The organism is Shewanella denitrificans OS217 (assembly GCF_000013765.1).
In the GTDB taxonomy this organism is placed as follows: Bacteria; Pseudomonadota; Gammaproteobacteria; order Enterobacterales; family Shewanellaceae; genus Shewanella; species Shewanella denitrificans.
This window is the reverse complement of the sequence record NC_007954.1, coordinates 1273432-1299183: the sequence shown is the minus strand read 5'-3', so window position 1 is coordinate 1299183 and position 25752 is coordinate 1273432. Positions and strand designations below refer to the sequence as shown.

Genomic DNA, 25752 nt, shown 5'->3' with positions numbered 1-25752 from the left:
GGGCCTTATCTTTTGCTTTCCGCATTAGTAAATATAAGGCAAACACAGAAACACAAAGTTCGAATGAGTAATTGTTCTAAATCATAATGGGGCAAAACTCGCTAGAACTCCGGCCAAAGTTTATCAATGAGCAGCTCAATTAATACCTCTTGATTAAAGCTGAAAAGTTACACTGGAGCCAATAAAAGGACATTGAGCTAAATGGCTCTAGTTAAACTATTGAGCCAGGCTGCTGGGCCGCTGGGATGCCGTACCCAGGCTCACCGGGACTTTTCGAATTGCAATTAACAATTTGTATTAATTGAAGATTTAATGATTACTTGACAAAAACCTCATCTAATTTAAATGTCTCCAGTCGTTTGCCAGCTTCTTGGCTAACTAACACCATCTTTTTTGCCACTTCATTGCCTGTTATCGGGCGATAACGCCTGAGAAAACTGATGCTGCAAATCACTGGGAGAATATAAGCCGCAATTTTTTCACCTAAGCGAAAATGCCTGCGCTCACCAAGCAATAGTGAGGGTTGGAAAATGCTGATGCGATTAAAGCCTAACGCGCCTATTTTTACTTCTAACTCCCCTTTCATTTTTAAATAGGGACTATGACTTTTTTCATTGGCGCCACTGGATGAAACCAATAAATAATGGGATACGCCGTTGTTAAGCGCAAGTTTTGCTGCCTCAAATTGATAATCAATATCGACCTTGCGCTGAGCGGCCAATGAGCCTGCTTGCTTAAGCGTTGTCCCAAGGCACGAGAACAAGATATCCCCCTTAAAAGCAGCGCTGTAAGCGGCTAAACGTTCAAAGTTAACGACATGATTCACCACGTTAGCGGATGAATAAGCAACAGGGCTACGGGTTATGCTAATGACTTTTTCAATATGCGCAGCATTAACTAAGTGCTCAACCACAGATTGACCAACCAAGCCTGTAGCGCCTACAACTATGGCCGTTTTCTTCATCATCAGCTCTGTTTGTATCTCAATGGGAGTAAAATAGCATATCTAGATCTAGGGTTTACAAACTAAAAGGGTAGCAACCTCTATTCTCCTGCCATTTGCTTTAAAAACGCTAGCCTGTGCAGCTCTTGTTCATTCAGTTGCCTACTGGTGCATCGTATAACTGCAGGGCGGACTAAGGGTTACTCCCTTAGCAAGAAAAAAGCCCCGCTAATCAGCAGGGCTTGTTTATTTTAAGGTCATAGGATTAACCTTATCAAAACTATTTACTTAACTTTTAAGGTAATAGTTCCGGTTTTACGCTCACCTGCTTTAGTCGTGTAACTATAATCAAATGTGGCGCTATTGGCACGACTTGCCGTGTCATCCTCTAGATAGAGGTAAGCATAACTTGAATATTTATAACCCGATTCTAAGCTAGTACCCCGCAGAGGAGAAATTGAGTCATACGTAATATTTTCATTTTGAGCCGCTTTAAGCAAATATTGCTTGTTTACATTCCCCAGGTAACCAGACTGAACCACTTGAATTACATTATTTGCAGCAATGTTGACTCCATTAGCAGTATAAGAGGTCATAGTAAGGGTGAGATCACTTAAGCTATTAATAGACAGTGGAAAATATACCCTAACACTTGAGCTTCCACCGCACCAACCGCATGAAACCGCAACATCGGCAGTATTTTTGGCGACGATCAGTGCACCATTGGTAGTGTAATTGACGTTATCTAGCACAACATCATTAATGCTAAAGCTAGTTTTATAGACATTCAATGCATTAATGTTGTCATTGGAAACATCTTCCTCTTGACCAGAAATCACATTAACTAACTTGCCAACTCGATACTCATATTCGCCATCCTCTAATGTTGCTGAAGTTGGTGTTGCAGTCAGCTTAGTGCCGTTTAACGTTAACGAGACTTGTGATTCAAGTGTTTTGTTATCACGTTTTACCGAAGTGCTACCTGGCAAAACACCCTGATCATTAGTGGTATTCCCAGGAATAACTTTTAATGCATTCACAGAGGCTAATGTCACACTAACCTGCTTGCCATCTACTTTAATTAATTCAACGGGAGCCGAATAAAAGACGTCAAGTTTATTGTCTTTAACTTTCTGTGAAAGAGCGGTGATTGAAGGTGACTGGTAACTAAATGCAGATAATCCTACAACTAAGTTCAATTTGCCATCAACAACTTCGGTAACAAAATTTTGGTATTGATTGCCAGAAACTTGCACTCGGTATTGTTTGTCAAAATCAGTCGGAGAAATTGTCATTTCAGCGCTTGTATAACTCACATCCCCAACGGTAAAGCTAGGTATTTTAACCGTGAGGTATCCCCTGTATCGCGTATCTAACACATACTGAGAGGTCGCAGCGTCATAGGCAAAGTAGGCATTACCATTATCATTATCATTTGTTGAGACTCTAGCCCCTTCTAAGGTCGAACCCTCTCCATCGAGCAAGCTCAAGCGTAAATTATATTCCCTTAATTGGTTGACCTCTTTAAGATAAAGGGTATTTTCAGCCCATACCTTGTTTGCACTCAATAGTTTAGTCGCTGAGCCGTTCTGTCCAAGCTCCAGTTCGAAATCATTAACGCCATCGCTGTCAACATCGAGTTTTGCATGCAGCTCAGTTGAGATCCCTTCGGGTAATACCAGCTTGTACTCGCCAGTCTCTTTCGTGTAGACAGCTAAGCTCTCTGGCTGTAGTAGTTCTAGCTTGTAAGGGCTGTAATAGGGTGATGAGTTGTTAACCACATATTGTGGATATAACTCTAAGTTCTCAACATAGGAGTTTTTACCCGTTTGTAACAGTGTAAGTTGCTTCTCTTTTGGCTTACCCACTAGGATTTCGCCGAGATCTTGACTGATAATTTGACCTTGTGAACTTGTTTTTGTCATGCCTTTGAAAGTCATTGAAACGAACGCCGCTGACGGACTGGTCACTTTCAATAAGAAATCACTATTTGCGGCTTGTTTAGTCAGGAGCAGCTTGGCACTGGTAATATTGACAGGAGCCGACCATTCACCAGCAAACTTGATAGAAACTTGCGCGTCAGATAAGTCAACATCTGCAGTCGCACCTTTAATTGTTGCTGATAAATTAATCGGTGCTACATTAGCATCAATTTGATTTTGTAATAATTGGTTTTGAGCTTCTAACGCGGCAACGACATTATCGTTATTATTGTTATCTTCAACCTCTAAACAGCCGGATAAAGAAAGTGCTGCAGAAACAGCTAACACTATTTTAATATTGTTTGACATCAAATACTTCCTATATTTGTTTAATTTCTTTACGCATTTACTTTTGTTAATATTTTCATAAAATTGTCAATACGTTATTTTTTCTATAAACGTAAATGCGACAGGGTAACTGGGTGGCGGCAGGAATGTATCAAAGCCATTACAGCACTGCAATCAATTTATAAAATAAAGATTAAACTTATATCTTATCTAAATGGACTGGGGACATAGACGTGTACTCCCCCTCACCTGACTTCTTCTAGGGCACGGCATTGCTCAGTTTTCGTTAAGGTCTGTCCAAAGTTTAGGCCTAATTAAAAAGCGTATGACCTTCCATGAGTGCGGCAGGGCAACCGCATGAGTGTTCATTATTTAGTCGGTGCGCATAATCCAGCGATTAACACCTTCTCCAGAAATGCTGGATTCATTAAACAACGCTTTCGTTTACCAACAATACTGAGCTTTGTCGGTTCTTTTTGCAGCATGTTTAGCGACATGTGCCTTAAGTAAGCGAGATTTTCAGCGCCGTTATTTTTGTAGATCTGGCATTCATCTTCGTTCATGCTGACATCCAAGACCCAGTGCATTGACTCGATCCCCCAATGTTCGCGAGTCGCACTTAAGGCTGCTCTGCTGATAACACTTTCGAACTGATATAGTAACGATATTCAAGGCTCGCCGTCTTACCTTTAACAGCCCTAAAGCTTTCAACCATAACGATGGATTTGAGTGCTTCCCAATGTGTAAAATCACCGTCAAGCTCTGCTGAGCTCAACACAAAACAGGCTCGATTTTCTATACGACCATGGCTTTTTTCTATATTGACATGGTCATCACTTAAGCCAGCCGAACGATGCGAACTAAAGGCTTTATTTATTGCTTTAGCTAAGTTGCCTTGATTGTTTTTTACCGCCAATAGGTAGTCACCACCTTTGTCGATAATCGTTGTAGCAATAGCCGTTTGACAGCCCATAGCATCGATTGTCACTAGCGCTCCGCGCAGGTCTAGCATTTTTAATAGGGTTGGAATGGCTGTGATTTCATTACTTTTTTGCTCTGCTTTTAATTGACCAAGTACCAACTTATTCGCTGAGGCATAAGCGCTTATCATGTGAATAGTACTGCTTCGATCATCGCGATTATATGACCCACGTAGCGTCTTTCCATCAATCGCAATGACTTCTCCATTAGTCAGCTGATGAACCGACTTCATCCATGCGAGAAAGCACGCATTAAAGCTATCTGGCTCAATCATAGAAACTATCCTAGCAATGGTATCGTCAGCAGGGATCCCATCGATGAACATTTTTTGTTTTTTGAACCAAGAATGGTGACCAAGAATGTATTCTCGGATCTCGAACCAGCCATTGGAACTCGCAATAACAGCGCACAGCGAACCGAACAGTACATCGAACAGGGGATAGGTAACTTTTGCACTTTGGCGATGGTCGTCAATGGCACTAAAATGCTGCTTGAATGATTCGATATACATGAGCTGACTCCTGAAAAAGGAGTATAAGATCACAAGCACGTGATCAGGTCAATATTCTTCTAAAATCGCTCAAATAACGTTCACGATCTGGCCTTGATGAGTGCGGCCTGTTAAATCTCTATAAAGGCAAGGTGAACGTCTACGAAGGCAACTTCAGCGAATACTCCACTTGGTTAAAAGCCACCTACGGCGCCGACATCGTCGAACCCCACCGCCTGAAATACAAGCGCATGGTGAAGTAAAGCTTCTCCTGCTTCGATATTAATATTGAATACTTATCTCACGACGGGATAAAACAAATAAAAGGGCATCGAATTCGATGCCCTTTTTTATTCTGTGTTTGCTCACAACGTCAAAGTACCCAAAACAGATTAATTACCCTGTCACAACGTCCCACAAAGTAGGTCATGACAGTATCTTTACTCAGTAATTGTTGGACCATTTTGAATAAAGTCGAGCAAGATACAGTGAGTACTTTGTACCTGTCCCCAATTAAAGCCATATTTTTCCATCACAGCCGGACTTGTAATTCCTCGTTTTACATTATTATCAATCAAGAATACCGTGGCATTACACTGTGCGAGTATTGCGCCATTGGTCATGTCAGGGCCTCTTGGAATATTGATTGAGTCAATACTGACCGTAACTTCGCCAGAAAATAAGTTATTAAATGTTTCTGGGTTTGGGATCCAGCGGCGCTGACCTTGATCAATTAAGTAAGTTTCTGCTTGGCCTGGGGCTCTTACTCGAACACCATTTAATTCATTATAATCTGCTGCATAAACATTAAGGCTGGTGAAAATAATAAATCCTGTTACAGCTGATTTAATTAGGTTCATAATGTGTATCCTTTATGGTTGCTTTGAAGATGGAGAGCTTCCATCTCTCAGCTCACTAAGTTAATCATTAATCCATTCACTACAACCACAGAGGCGATACATTTACGCTACAAAATCATAACTGTTTTATATGCAATAAAACCTAACAATTTAACGCCCTATTATAGACAGTTAAACCCTAGCTTTTTAAAGTCTGAATTCAATATCTAAGTCCACCAATACAAAGCTCACCACTATTCTCCTGCCATTTGCTTTAAAAACTCTAGCCGTTGTAATTCTTGCTCGTCCGGCTGCCAGGGTTCATCGGATAACTGTTCTACGGCAAAGTCCCCGAGCTCAAAGCTGGGTTTTTCGCTATTGCCATAGCGAGTTAACTCCCCAGGCACAGCAGGGCGGCGCTCTAACACAAAAGTGGTCAATGTAAATGGCCCTGAATGGTTTGAAAGCACGCCTTTGTAGGCTTTAAGCTCCATCGAAGTGCTACCTTCGGCAAGCTTCTTCGAGCTGGTCAGTAGTGCTACTGGCTGCTCATTTTCACGGTAAAGGTTTGCCCGTAAGCGGTAGTAGCCCGCCTTTTTAACCTCAATACTCACCGGAATTAACATGTCACTGCCTTCAGCGCTCATGTCGCCCACCCCGGTAATCGTTGCCGTGGGGTAGCTGTATTCTATGCCAGTGGAGAGGGTTTGCTGTTTGCCTTTGGCGCTGAAGCTGAGCCTGACTTCCAGTGGGCCGTCCCATTCTTCTTTGGGCTTAAGCTGCGCTGTCCAATCGCCATCTGTGGTTTGCATCTCTTCCTTGGCTAAGGCATCCCCCCCTGCGCCCTGCTCACTAAGCAAGGTGACTTTTGCCTTCGTTACCTGCATACCATCCACAAGGAGTTTAACCACCACAGGTTCTGGGTAACTGAAACGATACTTAGGTAAGACTATGCTGGCACTCCCCCCTTCCAACATGACTGCCTGAGGCAAATAGTTATTTGGGTTAAGTAAATGAGTGTCTTCTGCGGTTAACGGCACTGAGTATGACGGCTGGGATAACTCACTGGCGTAAGCTTTGGCCAACAATGAAAAGCTTTCGCTGATAGACTCTGGAATAATTTCGACCTCGCTCACATCCTTTGGTTTTATCTTATTCACTGACGTTGTGGTTGTAACGTCTTTGACAGTAGGCAAAGCCAAAACCTCAGCTGGCGCAATTGCCAGTTGAGGTTCGGGTTCAGAAGCCAAATACCAGAACCCTGCTAGACCCACTAGCAGAGTGACAACACTGATGATTTTTTTATGCTTCATAATCGCTTAGTTTGCCGCCTGATACACGAGTGATGACATGCTGGTATTGCCTGAGTTACGCACTAAGCGATAGCGCGAACTGAACACCCACCAACCGCGTTTCTCTTCATAGGTAGTAAACTGCAAATTATCCCCATTGAGATAATTAACACTGCTATTGGCTGTAGTCACCTCATCTTTAGCGCTGTTAGTGATAGTGTCACCATGGCTATAACCCTCGCTCATTAACATAGGATAATGGTAAGGCATAAACTGGCTTGGGCCGCTGACCGAAGTGAGCTTGCCATCGAACGCCACTGTGCGAGAACAGCTGTTGTAACTGCCAACCGATGCTGCGCCGCAGCTAGAATGGCTGGCAACGACGCCATCATCTTCGCCGGGTAAAAATGCCCCTGTCGCCCCTAAGAAATCAGAACCCGCTCCAGCAAAACGCAGGCGTGGCACACGGCTAGTGGGAAACGCAGCCAGCTGGCGAGCACTATTGACTCGTAAGTCATTCAACACACCTATGGTTGAAGGTGTCGGGGTCATGCCAAGCCATAAAGATACGGCAAATCTTAAGGTGGCATCGATAAGGCCTGAGCCGTTAGCCACATTCACCGCCAAATCGGCCAACTCAACCCCACCACCGGCGCCAGCAAAGTCAAAGGTGGCAACTATGTTCAGTGGTTGCAGCCCCGCATTTTGCAGCCACAGTGCTTGGTTATCGATAATATAACGGGTGACTAAATCGCCGGTAGAATGGGTGACAAACACGCAGCCACTGGCACAAGTCCCAGCCCGTGACATTTGCTGTAACTTAGGCCACACATAGTCGCTGGTGATTTTATTGGCGATACGCTCTTGTGATGGCCAGTCAATGCGCTCATCGGCGCGATCGCGCCAATATTGGGCCCAATATTGGCCGCCGTTTGTACGAACTTGCTCCCCTGTGGGTCTACTCTCTAAATTGTCGGCTTGAAAGCCATGCACTAGCACCACTGGATAGCCACCCACTGCGGCTTGCGCTGCGCCACTCAGTAAGCCTGCTAACAGCAAAAACGTCGATTTTCTCATTAGGTTGTCCTTCTCATTTTTCTGCTACTGCGGCCTTAACGGCGCTAGCATTATTGTTATATTTATAGTGTTAAACACAGGAGTCTTGTTACTGCCCATCAACAACATAGAGCAGATAAAAAACTTTGCAACTACTAAAAAAAGCCCCTTTTGGGGCAAATAATCGGCCTGCGTTTGAATGCAAAAAATGCTAACAAGAGTAGATAAGCTAAGGGGTTTATTCTAAATGATTTACAGCTAAGATTGAGTCAAGATGGATTTAACAAAACGTTAACACTGTCGTTTTAAGTTATTACTCTATCTATTTTTCATCAAGGACACTTTTTTTGATTTCAAGACTAAAAAGCATCATAGAGAACAACTATGAGTCAGTCACCTCATGGGAGGCAGCCTGGTGGATTGGCTATTTATCACTGAATGTAAAACGAGGCTAGGCTTGTACCTATAACAAAAAAACCGCCGATAGGGCTATCAGCGGCTTTATCTCAAACTTACTTAAGACTATTCGCTGATCCAAGTGACGATATTAGTGAGGGTTTTCTGAAAAAATCCCATGGGTTTAATCATGACATAGCCCAAATTTAGCTCCCGTTCATCAGTATTTTCTTTAAGCTGCTTATTTAGTTCATTTAAGTGTGACACACTCAGATCCAGCGCCGCTTCCTCTGGCTGATATTGGCTGCCTATGGGGTAATAACTGCCCCCACTACGCTTCATCTCTATGTGAGCCCCCATAATGGCTGCAATTTGATTATTGGCAGCAAAGCTAGCCAATCTGTCTATGCTACTTCGATAAGCATGCCAGTCTTTCACATAGACCAAACCTGGATAAAGGGTATCACCAGTCATTAACCATTGAGTTCGTGAGTCATAAATACTAATGGCCTGCGCTTGATGCCCAGGGGTTGCCATCACAGTCAGCATTCTGCCACCGAGTTCTAAGGTCTTAGTCCCTTTGGGCCAATTATCGAAACCAAAATAGTCTTGCACCGCCTTAAGGTTTGGCTCTATGACAGTGACCTTAGTTTGCCCCTTGAAATAATCATCCCCTCGATAATGATCCCTATGACCGTGACTGTGGGCAAGCAGCATATTCCTCGCGGAAAATTCGGCCTTACCTAGCTGTTTTGTTAGTAAGGTTTCAATTGCTTTATAGACAGAATGCTCCGCTTCATCCAGCGCTCCAGAGTCCAACACCAGAATAGTCTCACTGCCCACCAGCAAGTAAATGAAGGGCGCTTCGAAGGTTAAGCATTTATTCTGCCGTAAGATAAAGGTGTTTTCATCATGCTGATAAACATCAAGGTTTGCCGACTTATCCGTATCGCAATCTACTGCGCCATGGTGCCACTGGGTTTTAGCAAGGACTGACTGATAGGGCACAGTGTCATTAGCCGTTATCTTGGCCTGTGACTGAGCAGAACAGGCCGACAAGAGCAAGATGCTTAAACTTAAAGACAGTGATTTCATGTTATTTTCCTTACGTTTTATAGCCCAAGTAACACAGTTCACCGCCAGTAAGGATCCCGTTAATCCGCTTTCAAATAACTGGCGATAATGCTGGTGCTTAATACTGAACGAGTAAAATAGGCATGTTTCACTTCAAGATAGCGAGGATCGCTAAAGAATTCATTCATGTGAGCTTCAGTGGGAAAATTGATGGTAAACAGGCGATTTATTGGCGCCTCACTGGGGGACTTCAACACTTCAGACACTCTCAAATCGTAACCGAAGTCACCTCCGAATTGAGTTAAAATCGGCTTCATTGCACTGCGATATTGATCATAAATCTCATTATCCGTAACCGCTAATCCCACTAACATCTCAAACATCAGCATCCCTCAATTCATCGTTTTTTATTAAGCTTAAAGCTAAACTAGTGCCTTTTTAGCGCAAAAGCTTACCCTTGACATTACTGCTTAGGGAGTGGGTTTTCAAGATAAAACCATGAAATGAGGGGCCATAGAAGCGATTAATATGTAAGCAAATTATTCGCCTGTGCAGAACTGTGCTGAGCTACACCGAACTGAACTAAGCCGAAATGGGCTGAACTGGGATTAACACAAGATAATCCCTTTACTTAGCACCTTGACAGGGTAGTTCAGTCTTCAAAAAAGCATGCAATTGTCGCTCGATTTCAGCCTTAAGCCAGACTGGGCCAGCATCATACATGTCGTTATGGCGTGACCTGGGAATACTAATGATACAAAGCCCTAAGGCTTGTTGCTCATCAGGAGTTGGCAATACGTCTTTGTCGGCGGGGAAGTCACTGCCACGAATGGATAACAACTTGATAGCAGCGGTCTTAGGCAGCGGCACGCGGCGGCTGTCTAAGGTGATGACTGTTGAGATAAACGCCTCATTTTCAGCCAACATCTCATTGGCAAGCCAGGCTGAGATATCGCCACCATTGGAGTGGCCAATCAAGAGTAGGTGATCAAAATCAAACCCTGTCATGGTCTGTTTAAGTTGCGAGCGAACAAAGCGCAATGTGTTAGCGCCTCGCTGCCAGTTTTCACTGCGCGTTTGGTATAAATTTCCAGTCACAGATAAGGGAGGGTCTGTCGGTAACTCGTGACCCACGGCGACGACTAGATAACCTAACTCGGAAAGGCTAGTCGCCAAAAAACCATAATCTGTGTGCAGTAAACCGTAACCTGCACTAAGGATGGCCACTGGGCAAGGTGAATTCACGCAGTTTTTGTCATCAGCCCATTGCGGCGGGTAAATCGCAATAGGGATAGCACGCCGGCGCTGTTCGTCCATCAGCAGCTCCTTGCTAGGTTCGCGCAGCTGTATTTTGAAATTGCCCTCTTGTGCCATCAACCAAGGGCTGGGTAAGTAAAGTGCCACTAGCAAAGTGAAAAAAAGACAAGCTGACAAGAAAGCAAGTTTGAGCGTGAAAACTGAAAAGTGAGGCATGTTCACCCCTGAAGTAAATAATTGTTATTTTGAGAAAAATGGATAAATAATCCATAACCAATAGTGAAGTTTAACCACTCACTACTTACCACTCGCACTCAGCACTCAGCACTCAGCACTCACTATTATCCATTAACTCTAGTAATCAAACCCTTCCTGAGCGGCGATACCATTGTCGAAGGCATGTTTGACTGCAACGATTTCACTTACCGTATCGGCAAGCTCTATCAAGGTTCGGTGACAACTGCGACCGGTAATGATCACATGCTGCATAGATGGGCGGTTATTTAACGCCTCGATGACCCGCTCAAGTGGTAAGTAGTGATAACTTATCATATAGGTCAACTCATCGAGCATCACCACATTAAGGCGCTCATCTTTGAGCATGACTTCAGCGGCTTGCCACGCTTCTAAGGCGGCGGCCGTGTCTTTGGCCTTGTCTTGAGTGTCCCAGGTAAAGCCTGTGCCCATCACATGAAATTTCACTCCGGCGCCTTCAAGCAGGTTACGTTCGCCGCACTCCCAGTTACCTTTGATAAATTGCACCACCCCGGCCTTATGACCGTGCCCGACGGCGCGGGCGACTGTGCCAAACCCTGAAGTGGACTTGCCCTTGCCGTTGCCAGTGAGCACCAATAAGATGCCTTTTCTGTCCTGGGCGGCGGCAATTTTGGCATCCACTGCCAGCTTCACTTTTTGCTGGCGTTTCTTATGACGATCGGCATGAGTATCCACAGATGTTGTGCTCATAGGGCTCTCTGGCGTCGTTTCAGGAGCCGACTCTAACTCGAGTGCTTCTGGGCTTGAATGCCTGTCATGGTTTGAACTCACTGGCGGCTCCTTGCTTTGTTTATCACGAAATAAGGTGGGCATTAATAGCATACATTTGAGCACGCTATTAATGTTTGTGTTGACGACTCAGTTGAGTCGATGAGATTTTTGTCACTTAAACTTAAACCCTCAAATCTAAACACTCAACCTTAGGCACTTAAGCCAACGGCAAGAATAATCAAGTAACACATGATTTCACTCACTTGCTGGGCCGCATCTAAGGTATCTCCAGTGTAACCACCAATCTGACTTCTAAAATATTTGCACAGACAGAAACGCAGCGCCCACAAGGAAATAAACAATACGAAGGCCGCTAAGCCATTGAGCCAAAACAGCACAAAAATACCACTGGCCAGCAGAATAAATAGATCATTCAATGATTGGTCATGGCTTAATCGCTTACCTTCTTCAAGTTCAAGATCGGTGACGTATTTCACGCTAAAAATCAGGCTTGCCGCCAACACTCGGCTCAAAGTGTGAGCCACAATAAAACCAGTAATCGCCGCCCAAGGACTAAATAACGCCAATTCCACCAGCAGTTGCCACCTGAGCAATAAAATCAACGCCAACACTATGGCACCATAGCTGCCAAGGTGGTTGTCTTTCATTATTCGAAGTTTATCTTCAAACGTCTTGCCACCAAGGAAACCATCAGCGGTATCGGCTAAGCCATCTTCGTGGAAACCGCCAGTGACCAATACCCCAGCCACCATGGCTAAGAGCACTGCGACACTGGTAGGCAGCCATTGTTGGGTGAACCAATACACAAGCGCACAAATAAGACCAATCAAGAGCCCGACGAGTCCAAAGTAACGGCTGGATTTTTTAAGCTCATTATCATCCGCGATGACCCAAGAAGGCGTGGGAAGTCGAGTAAAAAAACCTGTGGCAACAAAAAATAAATTCAACTGTCTTAGCCAGTTATATTCATTCGACATTCAAGATGTTCCTTAGTTAAACAAAAAAGTTAAACAATAAGTTAAGCATTCGACAAGTATGAGTTAGTTTTTAGTTGTTCATGTCTTGCTAGGCGGCTGTATTTTACAAGTAAAACCGCCTAATTACTCAACAATTTAAGGTTTTTTCCATTACTTTTACTAATATCAGCCCTAGTAATTAGCCGCGCTTGCTGTAATAACTGAAAACGATAGTCTTGGCTTTAACTCAGCGGCGCCCACGCAAAACCACCAAGAAAAACACACTGCCAATAGCGGCGGTAATAATGCCTACGGGCAACTCTTGGTTTGCCAGAATACAGCGAGCAAACACGTCCACCCACAACATAAATAGCCCGCCAACTAAGGCGATTAAGCCAAGGCTTTGACTGCGGGGCAATAACAAACGTACCAAATGCGGCACCATCAAGCCCACAAAGCCTATGCCGCCACAGCTGGCGACTAAGGTCGCCGTGAGTAGTGAGCATAGCAGCAAGACGCCAAGGCGCAATTTGACCACATTCACCCCTAAAGTATGGGCGGTTTCATCTCCGGCCAATAAGGCCAGCAGTTGACGTTTAAGGCCAACAAACACCAAACCGCACAGCAGCACCACGGCACTTGGCAAGATAAGCGCGCTCCATGTTGCTTTGGTAAAGCTGCCAAGGCTCCAAAACAGCACTGAGGCCGCTGCCTGCGGACTTGAAAAATACAGCACCAAACTGGTCAAGGCGCCAAACATAAAGGAGGTCGCCACCCCAGAGAGCAACATGCGCTCTACTTGATTGCCCCTGCCAAAACCTGACAGGCTTAGCACTAAAAGAATAGACAGACTCGCACCAATAAAGGCCCCAACAGACAAAGAAAGATGGCTCCAACTCAAAAAGCTGCCGCCCGCCATCATAAAGGAAGTCCCCATCAGGCTCATCACCACTACTGCGCCAAAGGCCGCCCCTGAGCTTATGCCAAATAAATAAGGATCTGCCAAAGGATTACGGGTCACGGTTTGCAGCACACTGCCCGCAAGGGATAACCCTGCCCCAGCCACTATCGCTAACAAGATGCGCGGAAAGCGCAGATCCATCACGATACGCTCGATTAACGGGCTCACCTCTCCAAGGCCAAACAGGCTGTGGGCTAAAGCGGCAATCACTTGACTGAGGCTAATATCGGCGGCGCCGAAACTTGCGGCAAATAGCGGGCTGACTATTACCAACAAGAATGCCAGCAAGCATGTGAGCAAGCGTAAGATTAATTTAGGCCAGCTCTGAGTCATCATTGCTCTGCTCCATCAAAACCACCAGCTCTTTTCGCAGCCCTTTCCGCACCGATTAGATGGGCCGTCGCAGTGGATAAGGCATGAGCACTGGCATTGTAGCCATAAAAGTAACTGATCAAAGGCTGACCATGCTGAGGATGAGGGCGAATATCGCAGCAGACCCCAAACACTTCACTTATGCGCGCGGGAGTCAGCACCTCATCAGGACGACCTTGAGCCACCAAGCGGCCTTGATGAATAAGCAGCAGTTTGTCGCACAGGGCGCTGGCAAGATTTAAATCATGGATGGAGGCCATGACGCTTATACCTAAGCTTTTGACTAGTTCAAGAATTTGAATTTGATAACGTATGTCTAAATGATTGGTGGGTTCATCCAAGATAAGCAGTTTGGGCTGCTGCACTATGGCTCTGGCTATCAAGGCGCGCTGCTTCTCCCCCCCTGACAATTGGCTAAAGGCTTGCTCTGCCTGCGTCTCAAGCCCGACCTTAGCTAAGGCTTGATCTACCCGCTGTTTATCCTCAGAAGTTAAGCCATCAAACAAGCCTTTGTGGGGCGTGAGCCCAAGGCTTACAACCTGCACTGTGCTCATGGCAAACTCAGCCGAGCCTTGGGCTTCTTGCTGCACCACGGCAATCAACTTGGCAAGCTCGCGAGAGGAATACTGGCCGAGATCACGGCCAAACAGCTCAATTTGGCCATCACTTGCCTTAATAAACCGATAAAGGCAGCGTAATAAGCTGGATTTCCCTGCGCCATTGGGGCCTATGAGCCCCAGCATGGTGCCTGCCTCTAAGTTGAAACTCAGTTTATCCAGCACCTGCTTGTGCCCTGCCTGCCAACTGAGATCGGATACCCTTAAGACCTTATCTTTCAATAAGCCAGTTTGGCTATTCTCAGCTAATACTTCGCCATGATTCATTTGGCTTTCTCTGGCCCCTTTTGTTAACCGTGTTTTTGAACCGCGCTCTTTTATTTAACCGAGCTCTTTATTAACCGCACTGATTATTAACCTCACTGATTTAACCGCGCTCTTTATTAACCGCACTATCATTAATCCTGCATTCTGTTCATCAGTGAGCCATAACACTCTTGGGCCTAAGTGTACGTTATATGCCATGCAAGTCATTAATAAAGATGACTTAAAACTTATCCCTTCAACTAATATTAAACGGGCACAAACCTAAAGCATGCCAATATTACAGTTTGTGCTTGCTCTCGGTGTTAAAATCTGACTATTATAGCCATCTAGACGTTTAAACACCCAAAACTAGTTCAATCTCAATCCTGTGTGTCCTGCTGAACCCGAACAAGAAAAGCAGATACCAAAAACAGCAGATGGAATTGAACAGTAGAAAGTTGCTAGATTTTCGTCGTTATCGCGTCACTTATTTTATGCAGTAAAAGGTAAACAATCCATGGCCACAGCAGCACACAGCACTACCTTAGTCCAACTCACTGAATTATTAGCACAGCGCATAGTGATGCTGGATGGCGCCATGGGTACCATGATCCAAGACTACAAGCTGGAAGAAGCAGATTATCGCGGCCAGCGCTTTAAGGATTGGCACTGCGATGTCAAAGGTAACAATGACTTATTGGTGTTGAGTCAGCCGCAAATCATCAAACAAATTCACCTAGATTACCTGCTCGCTGGCAGTGACATCATAGAAACCAACACCTTTAACGCCACCACTATCGCCATGGCCGACTATGACATGCAGGCATTGGCGGCTGAAATCAACCAAGTGGGCGCCCGCCTTGCACGGGAAGCTGCCGATGAAATTAGCACGCAAACTGGCATTCGCCGTTATGTTGCTGGGGTCCTTGGGCCCACCAACCGCACTTGCTCCATCAGCCCAGATGTGAACGACCCAAGCTTTCGCAATGTGAGTTTCGATCAACTCGTTAAGGCCTATCTTGAGTCCAGCTTAGCCTTAATCCAAGGCGGCGCCGACATCATCATGGTGGAAACCATATTCGATACCTTAAACGCCAAGGCGGCGCTGTTTGCCATCGAAAAAGCCTTCGATGTTTTAGGTGAGCGCTTACCTGTGATGGTGTCTGGCACGATAACGGATGCCTCGGGCCGTACTCTCACAGGGCAAACCACAGAGGCCTTTTATAACTCACTGCGTCACATTAAGCCCATTTCCATCGGCCTTAATTGCGCCCTAGGGCCAAAAGAGCTGCGCCCTTATGTCGAAGAGTTAGCAAGAATTTCAGAAACCTATATTTCAGTTCACCCTAACGCTGGCCTGCCCAATGAGTTTGGCGGCTATGATGAAACCCCAGCGGAAATGGCTGAAATTCTCGCTCAATGGGCCGAAGAAGGGCTGGTGAATATCGTTGGCGGTTGCTGCGGCAGTACTCCAGCTCACATTCGCGCTATCGCAGAGGCGGTAGATAAATTCGATGCCAGAGCCTTGCCTGATATTGCCATCGCCTGCCGCTTATCTGGCCTTGAGCCCTTGACCATAGACAGTAACTCCTTATTCGTGAACGTGGGCGAGCGCGCCAATGTGACAGGCTCTGCCAAGTTTTTGCGCTTAATTAAAGAAGAGAAATTCGAAGAAGCCTTAGATGTGGTGCGTGAGCAAGTGGAAAACGGCGCCCAGATCATCGACGTCAACATGGATGAAGGCATGCTAGATGGCGTGGCGGCCATGAGTCAGTTTTTAAACTTAATTGCCTCTGAGCCCGATATCTCACGGGTGCCCATCATGATTGACTCCTCCAAATGGGAGGTCATAGAAGCCGGGCTTAAGTGCGTGCAAGGCAAGGCCATAGTCAACTCCATTTCCATGAAAGAAGGCGAAGCTGCCTTTATCAAACAGGCCACCTTAGTGAAGCGCTATGGCGCCGCCGCTATCGTGATGGCGTTTGATGAAGACGGTCAGGCAGACACCCGCAAGCGTAAAACCGAGATTTGCACCCGCGCCTATCGCCTCTTGGTGGATGTGGTGGGCTTCCCTCCCGAAGACATTATTTTTGACCCTAATATTTTCGCCATCGCCACCGGCATCGATGAACACGATAACTACGCGGTGGACTTTATCGAGTCCATCAAAGACATTAAGGCGAACCTACCCCATGCGATGATTTCCGGCGGCGTCTCCAACGTGTCCTTCTCATTTCGTGGCAATAATCCGGTGCGCGAAGCCATACACGCCGTGTTTTTATACCACGCCATTCAAGCGGGCATGGACATGGGCATAGTTAACGCCGGTCAATTGGCGATTTATGATGATATCGACCCAGAGCTTAAACTCAGGGTCGAAAACGTGGTGCGCAACTTACCTTGCCCAGTGGCGGACTCCAGTAACACAGAGCAATTATTAGAAATCGCCGAGCAGTTTCGCGGCGATGGCAGTCAAGAGGTCAAAAAAGAGGACTCAGCCTGGCGCAGTTTGCCGGTGGCAGAGCGCTTATCTTATGCCTTAGTGAAAGGCATCACAGAATTTATCGATGAGGACACAGAAGCTGCACGCCTTGAGTCCGTGCGGCCACTGGACGTCATCGAAGGCCCCTTGATGAATGGCATGAATGTGGTGGGCGACTTATTTGGCTCGGGCAAGATGTTCCTGCCGCAAGTGGTCAAGTCCGCACGGGTAATGAAAAAAGCCGTGGCCTACTTAAACCCCTATATTGAGCTTGAAAAGGTTGAGGGTCAGTCCAACGGCAAAATCTTGATGGTGACGGTAAAAGGCGATGTGCACGACATAGGCAAGAATATTGTCGGCGTGGTATTGGCCTGTAACGGTTATGAGGTTATAGACCTTGGGGTCATGGTCTCCATTGAGAAAATCATCGAGGTAGCACGGGCTGAAAAGGTCGACATCATCGGCATGTCTGGGCTTATCACCCCAAGCTTGGATGAAATGGTGCACAACGTAAAAACCTTAATTCGCGAGGGCTTAAGCCTGCCGGTTATCATAGGCGGCGCCACTTGCTCAAAAATTCATACCGCAGTGAAAATCGCCCCGCATTATCCCCCTGGCGCCATTTATATTGCCGATGCCTCCCGCGCTGTGCCCATGGTGGCAAAGCTGATTGGCAATCAAACTCGGCAAGACACTATCGATGCCACCTATGTGGAATACCAAGAGATGCGCGAAAAGCGTTTATCGCAAACTAAGCGTAAAACCATCACAAGCCTTGCTAAAGCGCGGGAAAACCGCTGCCAACACGACTGGCAAGATTACACCCCGGTTAAGCCTAAAATACTGGGCCGCCAAGTGTTTGAAGATTATCCGTTAAGCGATTTAGTTGAGCGTATCGATTGGACACCGTTTTTCAGAAGTTGGGAGCTCCATGGCCGTTATCCTGAAATTTTAAACGACAAAATCGTCGGCGTTGAAGCCCAAAAGCTGTTTGAGGATGGCAAAGCCATGCTAGAACAAATCATCAGTGAGAAGTGGCTCACCGCCAAGGCGGTCATTGGGCTGTTTCCCGCCAATACAGTGAACTTTGATGATATCGAGCTATACGCGTGTGACGGCACTGATGAAGACCGAAGCCAGCCTATCATGACCACCCATCATCTACGGATGCAGCTTGAGCGTGTGGGCAATGATAACTTTTGCCTCGCCGATTTTGTCGCGCCAAAAGACTCTGGGGTTGCCGATTACATGGGCGGGTTTGCGGTCACCGCAGGTCACGGTATTGATGAGCATGTGGCCCGCTTTGAGGCCAATCACGATGACTACAGCGCCATCATGCTTAAGTGCTTGGCTGACAGATTAGCAGAAGCCTTTGCAGAAAGAATGCACGAGCGGGTGCGTAAAGAATTCTGGGGTTACGCAGCCGATGAAACCTTAGATAACGAAGCGTTAATTCGCGAGAAATACAAGGGCATACGCCCCGCACCCGGCTACCCGGCATGTCCTGATCACACTGAAAAAGGCTTGTTATGGGAGCTGCTCAAACCCGATGAAACGATAGGGCTCAATATCACCGAAAGCTACGCCATGTTCCCCACTGCAGCGGTGTCCGGTTGGTACTTCGCCCACCCCAAATCCCGCTACTTCGGCGTCACCAACATAGGTCGCGATCAAGTGGAAGACTACGCAGCCCGTAAGGGTATGAGCGTCACAGAAACCGAACGCTGGTTAGCACCAGTGCTAGACTATGATCCTGAGTAAAAGGTGAGCCCGAGTAGGGATTGAACCTGAGTTTGATCTTTGAAATCGGCCAAAAGAGCAAAATAAAATGGGTGATAATCGCTAATATAGATATTTGTCACTCACTAAATTTAAGCGTGCCTTAAAGACTAAATAGCATTTATCTAAATAATTCCAGTACAGGCTTGCCAGGGTGTTCACTTGCCGACACGCGTGAATACTTCCATGTAGCTCGCTTCGACGTCCTGTCTCAGACGGTCGTCTCGCAAATCACCATGGTTCACCTCTTAAACTCAGAGGTACCTGTCAGCTCCAGAAACTTAAAGGCAGCCATTTAACAGAATTTAACAATGGGGAGATTACCGCACGGTTAAACTTTTAGAGCTCACTCGTCGTATCAGCAGAAAAGCGCTTTAGCTTAACGAAAAAGTAAGTAACTCGTTTTTTGACATAAGTACATTAGATGCATAACTTTAATGTGAGGGATTTTGATTAGAGAAAGTATCTTTAAAATTTAAACATTGTTAAACCCGTTCAATTGAGACAAGAGAGCTAGATATAGATCGACTAACTAAGTCATTGTAATCTAAAGTCTTCGTGTAATTTTCAGACAAAAACAAATTATATATATCCATCCTCGTGTTTTCATCTAATGAATCCCACCAAGATAAACGAAAATAGTTGTTTTCAGTGTACGCAAATATACAGGTTGTTAACCAATTATTTATGTAAGCAAGAGGCATGGATAACACCTCTTTTAAGTAATTCCCGATAGTGTCATGTTTTTTGAGGTGACTTACTACGTAAGCCGCATTACCGTTTAATGTCACGGTAGAAATAGAGAAATGCTGAAATTTTTCATTTGCATAACCTATATTTTGGATTTTTATTCCATTAAGGTCAAAATATGGAGAAATGCTTGCACATACTGCGATTGTAAGCGGTGCATCAAACTCAAGAACATAAGAAATAATTTCATCAATTTGACTATTGACTTTGATATCCTCGTAAGCAACTTTGATTAGAGCTATGTCACTGAACCCCTTCTCAATGTTAACTTGGTGAATGTACAGTCTCTCTTGAAGAAAAACTTGATGATACACATCTAGTCCACTGTCCAAGTACTTTCTCTGCCAATCGGTAGCATCAATAGCGGCTTTCTTTTGGTAGTACTCATGACAAACTGCGCGATATGAGCTAGCCCAACAATTTTCTTTTGTTTTAGAAAAACCATTTAGCTCAATACATTTGAACAATTCAGTATCATGATACTTACAAAAACCCAAAAAGATTGATGCTTTTTTCTCAATGCCAGCTTTTAATCTAGTGGGATTATCTATACCGTTTAGATTTCGGTAGAACGTCCCCACATGACCATTTTCAGCAAAACTAGAAAGTACCTTACCCTTTTGAATTGTATGTGCCTTACTGATCTCAAATACACAGTTTTCTTTATCAAATTCAGCACAGCAATATTTATTTTGGTCAAAAATAGCGCTTACTTTATTTCTGACTTCATGCTCACTGAGCTCTCGTTTTAGGTTACGCTCTTTATGACAGTCTTTGTATAAACGGCCACTTAAGCACCAACATTGCTCGTTATCACTCATAATCGAAGCTTGCAATGTACAGTCTACAAGATGAGCATGACTATTTTGATTTAGTTTCCCAATAGCTTCATTTAGCAAACTTCTTATGGATGACATGTATTGTCCCTAAAGTAGTTAATACTTCAAAAAGTAATTGTATGCTTTTAAGTGAACATAGGGTGACAGGGACCCTGCCGTGCAGCTCACCCCAATAGCCCAGATTGTTTCTAGGATTGAAAATGTTGCTGTTGTTTTCATTTTATTCATAGGCGGTTCCTCCACTTGGTTGATAGTTTGCACTGATAGACTGAAACTTCTGATACACACAAGGATTACGAGGGCTACGAGGAAAACTGACACCAGAGGAATTGAACCTCCCGCTGCCACCCCAATCAGCCTATGTTCACTCACAGACATATTTAACTAAACAAAATTAGGACTCTTGGTGAGGTAAGTTATTTAACAATTTACAAAATGCTCTATCTGCTGCACCTTGCCCTTCATAAATATAACCAGTATCAAAAAACAAATCTCCACCTTCGTTACTTACCTGAATTCCCCAGCAGCCATGATCATTTTCTGGACTTTTCACAATTTCAACGATAATTTTACTCACAATATAATCTCCTTTATCCATGATGGTAACATTCCATGTGATCCTGAATCATGTTGCCAATCACCGCCATAGCGATAGGAATGACACTCCATACTAATTGTAAGATATGAATTAAGTCAAAGTATATCGCGTCAATTATGGCGTCTATTATTTGAGCTCTATAGATTGTGAACTTCGCAGGTTGATCCATACACCTCATATTAAACCAATCTTCTTCAGGCCTTGTATTGTCAAGGATGCGAGCGTAGCGAGTACCAGTATGGCTTGTCCTTGATGATAGAAGGCCCTGATTAAATAATGACCTATGAGGCGTATTCTTATTGAAGCTAAGTTGCCTTTCTAGTTGTCGTCTTACACCAAACGCACTATTACACTACAGACATGTTGAGAATTGAAACCCCATCGAATCAGATAGAATGATATTTTTAACAATGTCTGCAATCTCGTCCAAATCACTATTCGCCGTCAAGTTTCGTCCTAAAAATGGCGCTACAATTAACTTCGTAGCATGATTTGAACTAAGCACTGATATGATGTTTCGCTCGCCAATCTTGAATTCTGTTTCTGTGAGAGATGCTGGTGAGCCCTCCCCCCAAAAAGCGAGTTTGAACTCTTCCATATAACCACGGCCAAAACAAACGATAACCTTTGGTTTGAACTCATTGACTAAGGCATGTAATAGCTTGAACCTGTATTGAGCGCAATATGTTTGGTAGTGATACTTAATCCGTGTTTTAGTCAGCTCAATATGCTCAGCTGACCATTTATCGATTTGCGGTGCTGGAAGGGGGAATAAATTAACTTTAAACTCGTTTGAATCTGCTTCACAATATTTTTCGCGCATGTACTCCTTATAACCACCTTCAAAGTCGAATACCCGGCATAATAACTTCGCAATTTTTTGATCAAACTGCCATTTAAAAAATTGAGGGGTCTCGTCTTTCCATTCCTTTGATAAATAAGGAACGTCAAAGTTCGCAATGGAATACGTAGGTCTGGTTATATTAGCCGTGATCTTTTCATCAGATGATCCCCATTCCAAACCGGAAAACCAAAGCGGAGAGCGAATGTTCCCCCCATCAAAGCCTATTAGCTTCGATTCTAAACTAGTGTAGAAATCAATCATGAATGGTGTTTGCTCCGTTCCGGGGACAGCTTAATGATATGTCCAAAAGTACAGACTCAGGTCATCCAACCTATATACATAATCCCATTGTGTACTCAGGTCTTTCGAATAGGTTATTCACGGCACATTGATGCCGAAAAAAGAGGGGAGTCCATTCAGTATCCCTAAGAGCTAAATCGCATAGTAATTAGTTCTGGATGAGGCTCTAAAAGCGATAGATATGGTTTACCTGTTTTTAAGCTTTTGTTGTACCAGCCATACAACAAGAACCAGCTACCATTTAACTCTTTGCATGGTTCATCATTTGAAAGCTTACATTTAGCTTTAAAAACCCTAAAAACATCTTTCGGGATCTTGATGGATAGGTCTAAGCAATCTTCACCAGTGTTCAACCAAACAGTGCCATCGACTCCTTCATGAGCATTCCAAATAGAACCCCAAAAAAAAGTTGGAAACTTACCTGGAATTAGCTTATCCATATAGCTGCTAAATTTATCTGTATTGTAAAACACATTTCGAATTGGTTTTTGTACCCCTAAAACTTTTATGTGCGCACTACTTTGCGCAAATTTCGGATCTTCCTTTAATGTTTTAAGAAGTGTACTTAAACGTCTGGACCACTCGCTCTTACCTTCACCTGAAGCTTCACCGAATTTACGATACGAACCACGTTTCTTCTTTGTGGTATTTTCATCACCCTTTGGCTTAATAGGGTTTACCTGCGTTTCATCTTGCCCAAAGTTAAAGTCCACTACATAGACATCATTTTCATTTTTTAGCTCTTGAACAGATTCATAACCTTCGCTGCTGACCTTTACACTTTCAGGGCTTCTTTCTGGGCAAATAGTCCCATCAATTAATTGGTGGACACTTCTGCAATGAGGTGCACGTCCGTTAGATGATCGTGCAACATAAGCCGCTTTTTCGAAGCAACCCGAGCAGTAAAGCCTGGTTCTTACTCTAGCCAGTTCAGTTGGTTCCAACTTTTCTAGTCTTAAAGCACTGTAATGGTTTTCCTCTGCTTCAGTCAGTGGAGTGCCATGTTTAGAAAAAATAACAGTTTCCATTGAATTCCTTATCCGTTTATTTTGTAGTGGCCTACGACGATTAAACAGCTTGATCGAAGCTTTACAAATTACACTGTATGTTACTGATTTTAAGAAATATATGCACTTTAATAGTTATTATTCTTGTTTAAAGATGGACGTCGAAGCGAGCTACATGGACGCCTCTGATTTAAATCAACTGCCCGCGTGTCGATGAGCTAAGTGTCATGGCAAGCCTATATGCCATACCTTCAGCCACCATTTTTTTACAGTAACTAACACTGCCAACTAATGTACGATTCAGTGTTAGTCATTACTGTTCATCGCGGAGCCAACATCTTATTTCCTGAGGAAATATAAATCTAATAATATGACGCTGTCGTTAACAAGCTTTCACTGAAATTGAAAATGTCATCAATTGATTCTATTGGGTGGCGAGTTTCATTTTTATCGTTGTCAAAGATACCAATATATTTCTGCTTAGCATTGAAATGTAAACGGGTTAGTGGTTTGCGATTATTATCATCTAACAATACGCCAAAATAACTCTGAGTATCACGAGCAACGATTCTGTGTGCAGCAATTTTTTGGCGGAGTATGGCTTTAATTATGTTATAGCCTTCGGTTTCTTCATCTGTAGTGATGACTTTCGACTTGTTATCTTTATCTGAGTTGTCATCCGTTTCAGCATGCACTAGTTGAGATTCTACTGCTTTAGCATCATCCCCTATCGCTGATTTTAATCTGGCATTAATGCTATCGTTTAAAAACTGTTTAAGTGCTTTGGTCGTGATCTCAAGAAACTGCGCTTTCACCTTCGCAGTAAGTACACCTTCGTAAACCCTTGAAGCAAAAAATTTAACGAACTCTTCTTCTGGTTGGGAAAATTGCGCCGTAAGTTCTTTTTTTATCTGGCTGAGATATTTAAGCTCACCTGCCGCATCCACGATAGAATCGACATCAAATGAACTCTTTGTTAATTTTTTAACTTCATTAACGATATGCTCATCAATATCCTCAATGTCCAAGGTAAGAAATGGCTTCTCATCCATTTTATTTGGTGTATCTAAGTCTGTAAAAAATTGATACAGCGAGCCATTCGTTAATATTGCGAGCCTAGCGTTAGTAACAGAAAAATACCTGAACAGCTGACTAGCATGCTTACTACTGAGTTTTTCACCGTACTTTTTACACTCTATAAGAATTTGAACCTCACCTTCTTTCATTAGAGCATAATCAACTTTCTCACCCTTTTTTATGCCTGTATCAGCAGTAAATTCAGGAATAACCTCACTGGGGTCAAAAACGTCATAGCCCAAAACAGAGTGTAAAAATGGCATAACAAGCGCATTCTTAGTGGCTTCTTCTGTTAACAAACTATTTGATACTTGGGTAATTTTTTTCTGAAGCTGTAATAATCGTTCAATAAAATCCATTTTGCACCTCATCCATTTAGCTGTGTCATTTAATGAGTGAGCCATACTGCTCACATTGCTGTTCAAATAACATACGCCTGATTATTAGAATTATCCACATCAAAACTGCATTAATCACCAAATTACAATGACTAACACCTATCGCATTAAACTCCAAACATCCCAATCAGCTTGGTTAATAGCAACCTATTGTGGCAAAAGGTACACGGAAACTAATAAAGTGAACCGTGGCAAGCCTACATGCCATGGTATAAGCCCACACAAAGTGCTTAATCCTCTGACTGCTTGGGTTTTATGTTGAGTTTATTGGCGAAAAGAGCATAAACATGGCTAACACCATTAAATACTAAGTTTTTCCTCTTGTATCTCCATCATCAACATGTTTTTTTACCGGCATTTGGCTCCTCAATATTGTCAATGTCGACGAGATTCCACGGCATGTTTTTTTGACGATAAAGGCGTTTGTTTAACTTTGGATAATCACCAACATCATGATCAAGACGCTGACCCACCACTATACATTTCAATATTGAATTGCCAGTATTTTTAAGCGAATGAGCCTTTCCGCCTGCTCGATACCCTATAAAATCACCCGCTTTCACTGAGTATATTGCCTCTCCTATCTGAGCTTCAGCCACACCTTCAAGAATGTAAACGCACTCGTCTTCATGGTAGTGCCGATGAAATTCTGTAGATTCATGGCTAGGTTGAATTTCGATGATATGAAATCCAAATCCAGATAAACCAGTGAGATCACCAAGAGATTTATTAGTCCGTTTTGCGTTTTCATTCAAAAAATGTGTTTTTGATATCCCTTCAAATTGCTCAATTTCTTCTTTGGTGACTAGGTATTTATCCATTGTTCTCTCCATGATTAACTGTGACATCCATAACAAATCTTATTGCTAACAGAAACATAAACGCTGATAAGGTGAGCCAGCGTGCTTCGCTAAGTGACT

The 25752-nt window shown here is 44.0% G+C and carries 19 protein-coding genes and 1 pseudogene; 1 reads left to right on the top strand and 19 read right to left on the bottom strand.

The features are described 5' to 3' along the window. Nucleotides 1-316 precede the first annotated feature (316 nt). The 13 genes and pseudogenes from SDEN_RS05875 to SDEN_RS05815 form a co-directional block, all read right to left on the bottom strand. Entirely contained in the window at nucleotides 317-964 is a 648-nt protein-coding gene (locus SDEN_RS05875; protein WP_041405697.1) for an NAD(P)H-binding protein, read from the bottom strand. 263 nt (nucleotides 965-1227) lie between these two features. Then, nucleotides 1228-3234, bottom strand: coding sequence for a hypothetical protein (locus SDEN_RS05870; RefSeq protein ID WP_011495578.1), 2007 nt, complete (start codon nucleotides 3232-3234; stop codon nucleotides 1228-1230). 347 nt (nucleotides 3235-3581) lie between these two features. After that, a pseudogene (locus SDEN_RS05865) lies at nucleotides 3582-4705 on the bottom strand (ISAs1-like element ISSde9 family transposase). 419 nt (nucleotides 4706-5124) lie between these two features. After that, on the bottom strand, nucleotides 5125-5544 hold the full coding sequence (locus SDEN_RS05860; RefSeq protein WP_011495575.1) for a hypothetical protein: 420 nt from the start codon (nucleotides 5542-5544) through the stop codon (nucleotides 5125-5127). Nucleotides 5545-5777: 233 nt separating this feature from the next. Next, complete coding sequence (locus SDEN_RS05855; RefSeq protein ID WP_011495574.1) at nucleotides 5778-6836, bottom strand: hypothetical protein; 1059 nt, start codon at nucleotides 6834-6836, stop codon at nucleotides 5778-5780. Nucleotides 6837-6842: 6 nt separating this feature from the next. Beyond that, on the bottom strand, nucleotides 6843-7892 hold the full coding sequence (locus SDEN_RS05850) for a hypothetical protein (protein ID WP_011495573.1): 1050 nt from the start codon (nucleotides 7890-7892) through the stop codon (nucleotides 6843-6845). A 501-nt stretch (nucleotides 7893-8393) separates the two neighbouring features. Next, nucleotides 8394-9362 carry an MBL fold metallo-hydrolase gene (locus SDEN_RS05845; protein ID WP_011495572.1) on the bottom strand — a complete coding sequence of 323 codons (969 nt, stop codon included), beginning with the start codon at nucleotides 9360-9362 and terminating at the stop codon, nucleotides 8394-8396. 59 nt (nucleotides 9363-9421) lie between these two features. Beyond that, nucleotides 9422-9724: a DUF1330 domain-containing protein gene (locus SDEN_RS05840; RefSeq protein ID WP_011495571.1), complete on the bottom strand. Its 303-nt coding sequence runs from the start codon at nucleotides 9722-9724 to the stop codon at nucleotides 9422-9424. Between the two features lie 244 nt (nucleotides 9725-9968). After that, the gene (locus SDEN_RS05835) at nucleotides 9969-10658 is read right to left on the bottom strand and encodes an alpha/beta hydrolase (RefSeq protein ID WP_232279932.1); all 690 of its coding nucleotides are present in this window, start codon (nucleotides 10656-10658) and stop codon (nucleotides 9969-9971) included. Between the two features lie 294 nt (nucleotides 10659-10952). Further along, a complete protein-coding gene (gene cobO / locus SDEN_RS05830; protein ID WP_041406095.1) occupies nucleotides 10953-11564 on the bottom strand; it encodes a cob(I)yrinic acid a,c-diamide adenosyltransferase in 612 nt (203 codons plus the stop codon). A 230-nt stretch (nucleotides 11565-11794) separates the two neighbouring features. Then, on the bottom strand, nucleotides 11795-12583 hold the full coding sequence (locus SDEN_RS05825; protein ID WP_011495568.1) for an adenosylcobinamide-GDP ribazoletransferase: 789 nt from the start codon (nucleotides 12581-12583) through the stop codon (nucleotides 11795-11797). A gap of 226 nt (nucleotides 12584-12809) precedes the next feature. After that, complete coding sequence (locus SDEN_RS05820) at nucleotides 12810-13859, bottom strand: FecCD family ABC transporter permease (RefSeq protein WP_011495567.1); 1050 nt, start codon at nucleotides 13857-13859, stop codon at nucleotides 12810-12812. Then, nucleotides 13856-14779 carry an ABC transporter ATP-binding protein gene (locus SDEN_RS05815; RefSeq protein WP_011495566.1) on the bottom strand — a complete coding sequence of 308 codons (924 nt, stop codon included), beginning with the start codon at nucleotides 14777-14779 and terminating at the stop codon, nucleotides 13856-13858. The genes SDEN_RS05820 and SDEN_RS05815 overlap by 4 nt, the downstream gene beginning before the upstream one ends. 496 nt (nucleotides 14780-15275) lie before the next feature. Between SDEN_RS05815 and metH the strand changes: the two genes are divergently transcribed. Continuing rightward, nucleotides 15276-19001 (top strand): methionine synthase, encoded by a 3726-nt coding sequence (metH, locus tag SDEN_RS05810; RefSeq protein WP_011495565.1) that lies wholly within the window; start codon nucleotides 15276-15278, stop codon nucleotides 18999-19001. 503 nt (nucleotides 19002-19504) lie between these two features. Here metH and SDEN_RS05805 read toward each other — a convergent pair. From SDEN_RS05805 to SDEN_RS05780, 6 genes are all read right to left on the bottom strand, one after another. After that, nucleotides 19505-20686, bottom strand: coding sequence for an SEC-C metal-binding domain-containing protein (locus SDEN_RS05805; RefSeq protein WP_011495564.1), 1182 nt, complete (start codon nucleotides 20684-20686; stop codon nucleotides 19505-19507). Between the two features lie 316 nt (nucleotides 20687-21002). Beyond that, nucleotides 21003-21206, bottom strand: coding sequence for a hypothetical protein (locus SDEN_RS05800; protein WP_041405696.1), 204 nt, complete (start codon nucleotides 21204-21206; stop codon nucleotides 21003-21005). 352 nt (nucleotides 21207-21558) lie between these two features. Then, nucleotides 21559-22311 (bottom strand): hypothetical protein, encoded by a 753-nt coding sequence (locus tag SDEN_RS05795; protein ID WP_011495563.1) that lies wholly within the window; start codon nucleotides 22309-22311, stop codon nucleotides 21559-21561. A gap of 164 nt (nucleotides 22312-22475) precedes the next feature. Further along, complete coding sequence (locus SDEN_RS05790; RefSeq protein WP_011495562.1) at nucleotides 22476-23378, bottom strand: hypothetical protein; 903 nt, start codon at nucleotides 23376-23378, stop codon at nucleotides 22476-22478. A 341-nt stretch (nucleotides 23379-23719) separates the two neighbouring features. Beyond that, nucleotides 23720-24793, bottom strand: coding sequence for a type I restriction endonuclease (locus SDEN_RS05785; RefSeq protein WP_011495561.1), 1074 nt, complete (start codon nucleotides 24791-24793; stop codon nucleotides 23720-23722). A 374-nt stretch (nucleotides 24794-25167) separates the two neighbouring features. Beyond that, nucleotides 25168-25653 carry a cupin domain-containing protein gene (locus SDEN_RS05780; RefSeq protein WP_041405695.1) on the bottom strand — a complete coding sequence of 162 codons (486 nt, stop codon included), beginning with the start codon at nucleotides 25651-25653 and terminating at the stop codon, nucleotides 25168-25170. Nucleotides 25654-25752 lie beyond the last annotated feature (99 nt).

What these genes read in the sequence shown, in the direction of transcription:
- SDEN_RS05780 (WP_041405695.1), bottom strand. Translation starts at nt 25,653, where the DNA reads ATGGATAAATACCTAGTCACCAAAGAAGAAATTGAGCAATTTGAAGGG.
- SDEN_RS05800 (WP_041405696.1), bottom strand. Translation starts at nt 21,206, where the DNA reads ATGGATAAAGGAGATTATATTGTGAGTAAAATTATCGTTGAAATTGTG.
- SDEN_RS05825 (WP_011495568.1), bottom strand. Translation starts at nt 12,583, where the DNA reads ATGTCGAATGAATATAACTGGCTAAGACAGTTGAATTTATTTTTTGTT.
- SDEN_RS05840 (WP_011495571.1), bottom strand. Translation starts at nt 9,724, where the DNA reads ATGTTTGAGATGTTAGTGGGATTAGCGGTTACGGATAATGAGATTTAT.
- SDEN_RS05820 (WP_011495567.1), bottom strand. Translation starts at nt 13,859, where the DNA reads ATGATGACTCAGAGCTGGCCTAAATTAATCTTACGCTTGCTCACATGC.
- SDEN_RS05805 (WP_011495564.1), bottom strand. Translation starts at nt 20,686, where the DNA reads ATGTCATCCATAAGAAGTTTGCTAAATGAAGCTATTGGGAAACTAAAT.
- SDEN_RS05835 (WP_232279932.1), bottom strand. Translation starts at nt 10,658, where the DNA reads ATGGACGAACAGCGCCGGCGTGCTATCCCTATTGCGATTTACCCGCCG.
- SDEN_RS05795 (WP_011495563.1), bottom strand. Translation starts at nt 22,311, where the DNA reads ATGATTGATTTCTACACTAGTTTAGAATCGAAGCTAATAGGCTTTGAT.
- SDEN_RS05790 (WP_011495562.1), bottom strand. Translation starts at nt 23,378, where the DNA reads ATGGAAACTGTTATTTTTTCTAAACATGGCACTCCACTGACTGAAGCA.
- SDEN_RS05875 (WP_041405697.1), bottom strand. Translation starts at nt 964, where the DNA reads ATGAAGAAAACGGCCATAGTTGTAGGCGCTACAGGCTTGGTTGGTCAA.
- SDEN_RS05855 (WP_011495574.1), bottom strand. Translation starts at nt 6,836, where the DNA reads ATGAAGCATAAAAAAATCATCAGTGTTGTCACTCTGCTAGTGGGTCTA.
- SDEN_RS05870 (WP_011495578.1), bottom strand. Translation starts at nt 3,234, where the DNA reads ATGTCAAACAATATTAAAATAGTGTTAGCTGTTTCTGCAGCACTTTCT.
- cobO (WP_041406095.1), bottom strand. Translation starts at nt 11,564, where the DNA reads ATGAGCACAACATCTGTGGATACTCATGCCGATCGTCATAAGAAACGC.
- SDEN_RS05860 (WP_011495575.1), bottom strand. Translation starts at nt 5,544, where the DNA reads ATGAACCTAATTAAATCAGCTGTAACAGGATTTATTATTTTCACCAGC.
- SDEN_RS05845 (WP_011495572.1), bottom strand. Translation starts at nt 9,362, where the DNA reads ATGAAATCACTGTCTTTAAGTTTAAGCATCTTGCTCTTGTCGGCCTGT.
- SDEN_RS05850 (WP_011495573.1), bottom strand. Translation starts at nt 7,892, where the DNA reads ATGAGAAAATCGACGTTTTTGCTGTTAGCAGGCTTACTGAGTGGCGCA.
- SDEN_RS05815 (WP_011495566.1), bottom strand. Translation starts at nt 14,779, where the DNA reads ATGAATCATGGCGAAGTATTAGCTGAGAATAGCCAAACTGGCTTATTG.
- SDEN_RS05785 (WP_011495561.1), bottom strand. Translation starts at nt 24,793, where the DNA reads ATGGATTTTATTGAACGATTATTACAGCTTCAGAAAAAAATTACCCAA.
- metH (WP_011495565.1), top strand. Translation starts at nt 15,276, where the DNA reads ATGGCCACAGCAGCACACAGCACTACCTTAGTCCAACTCACTGAATTA.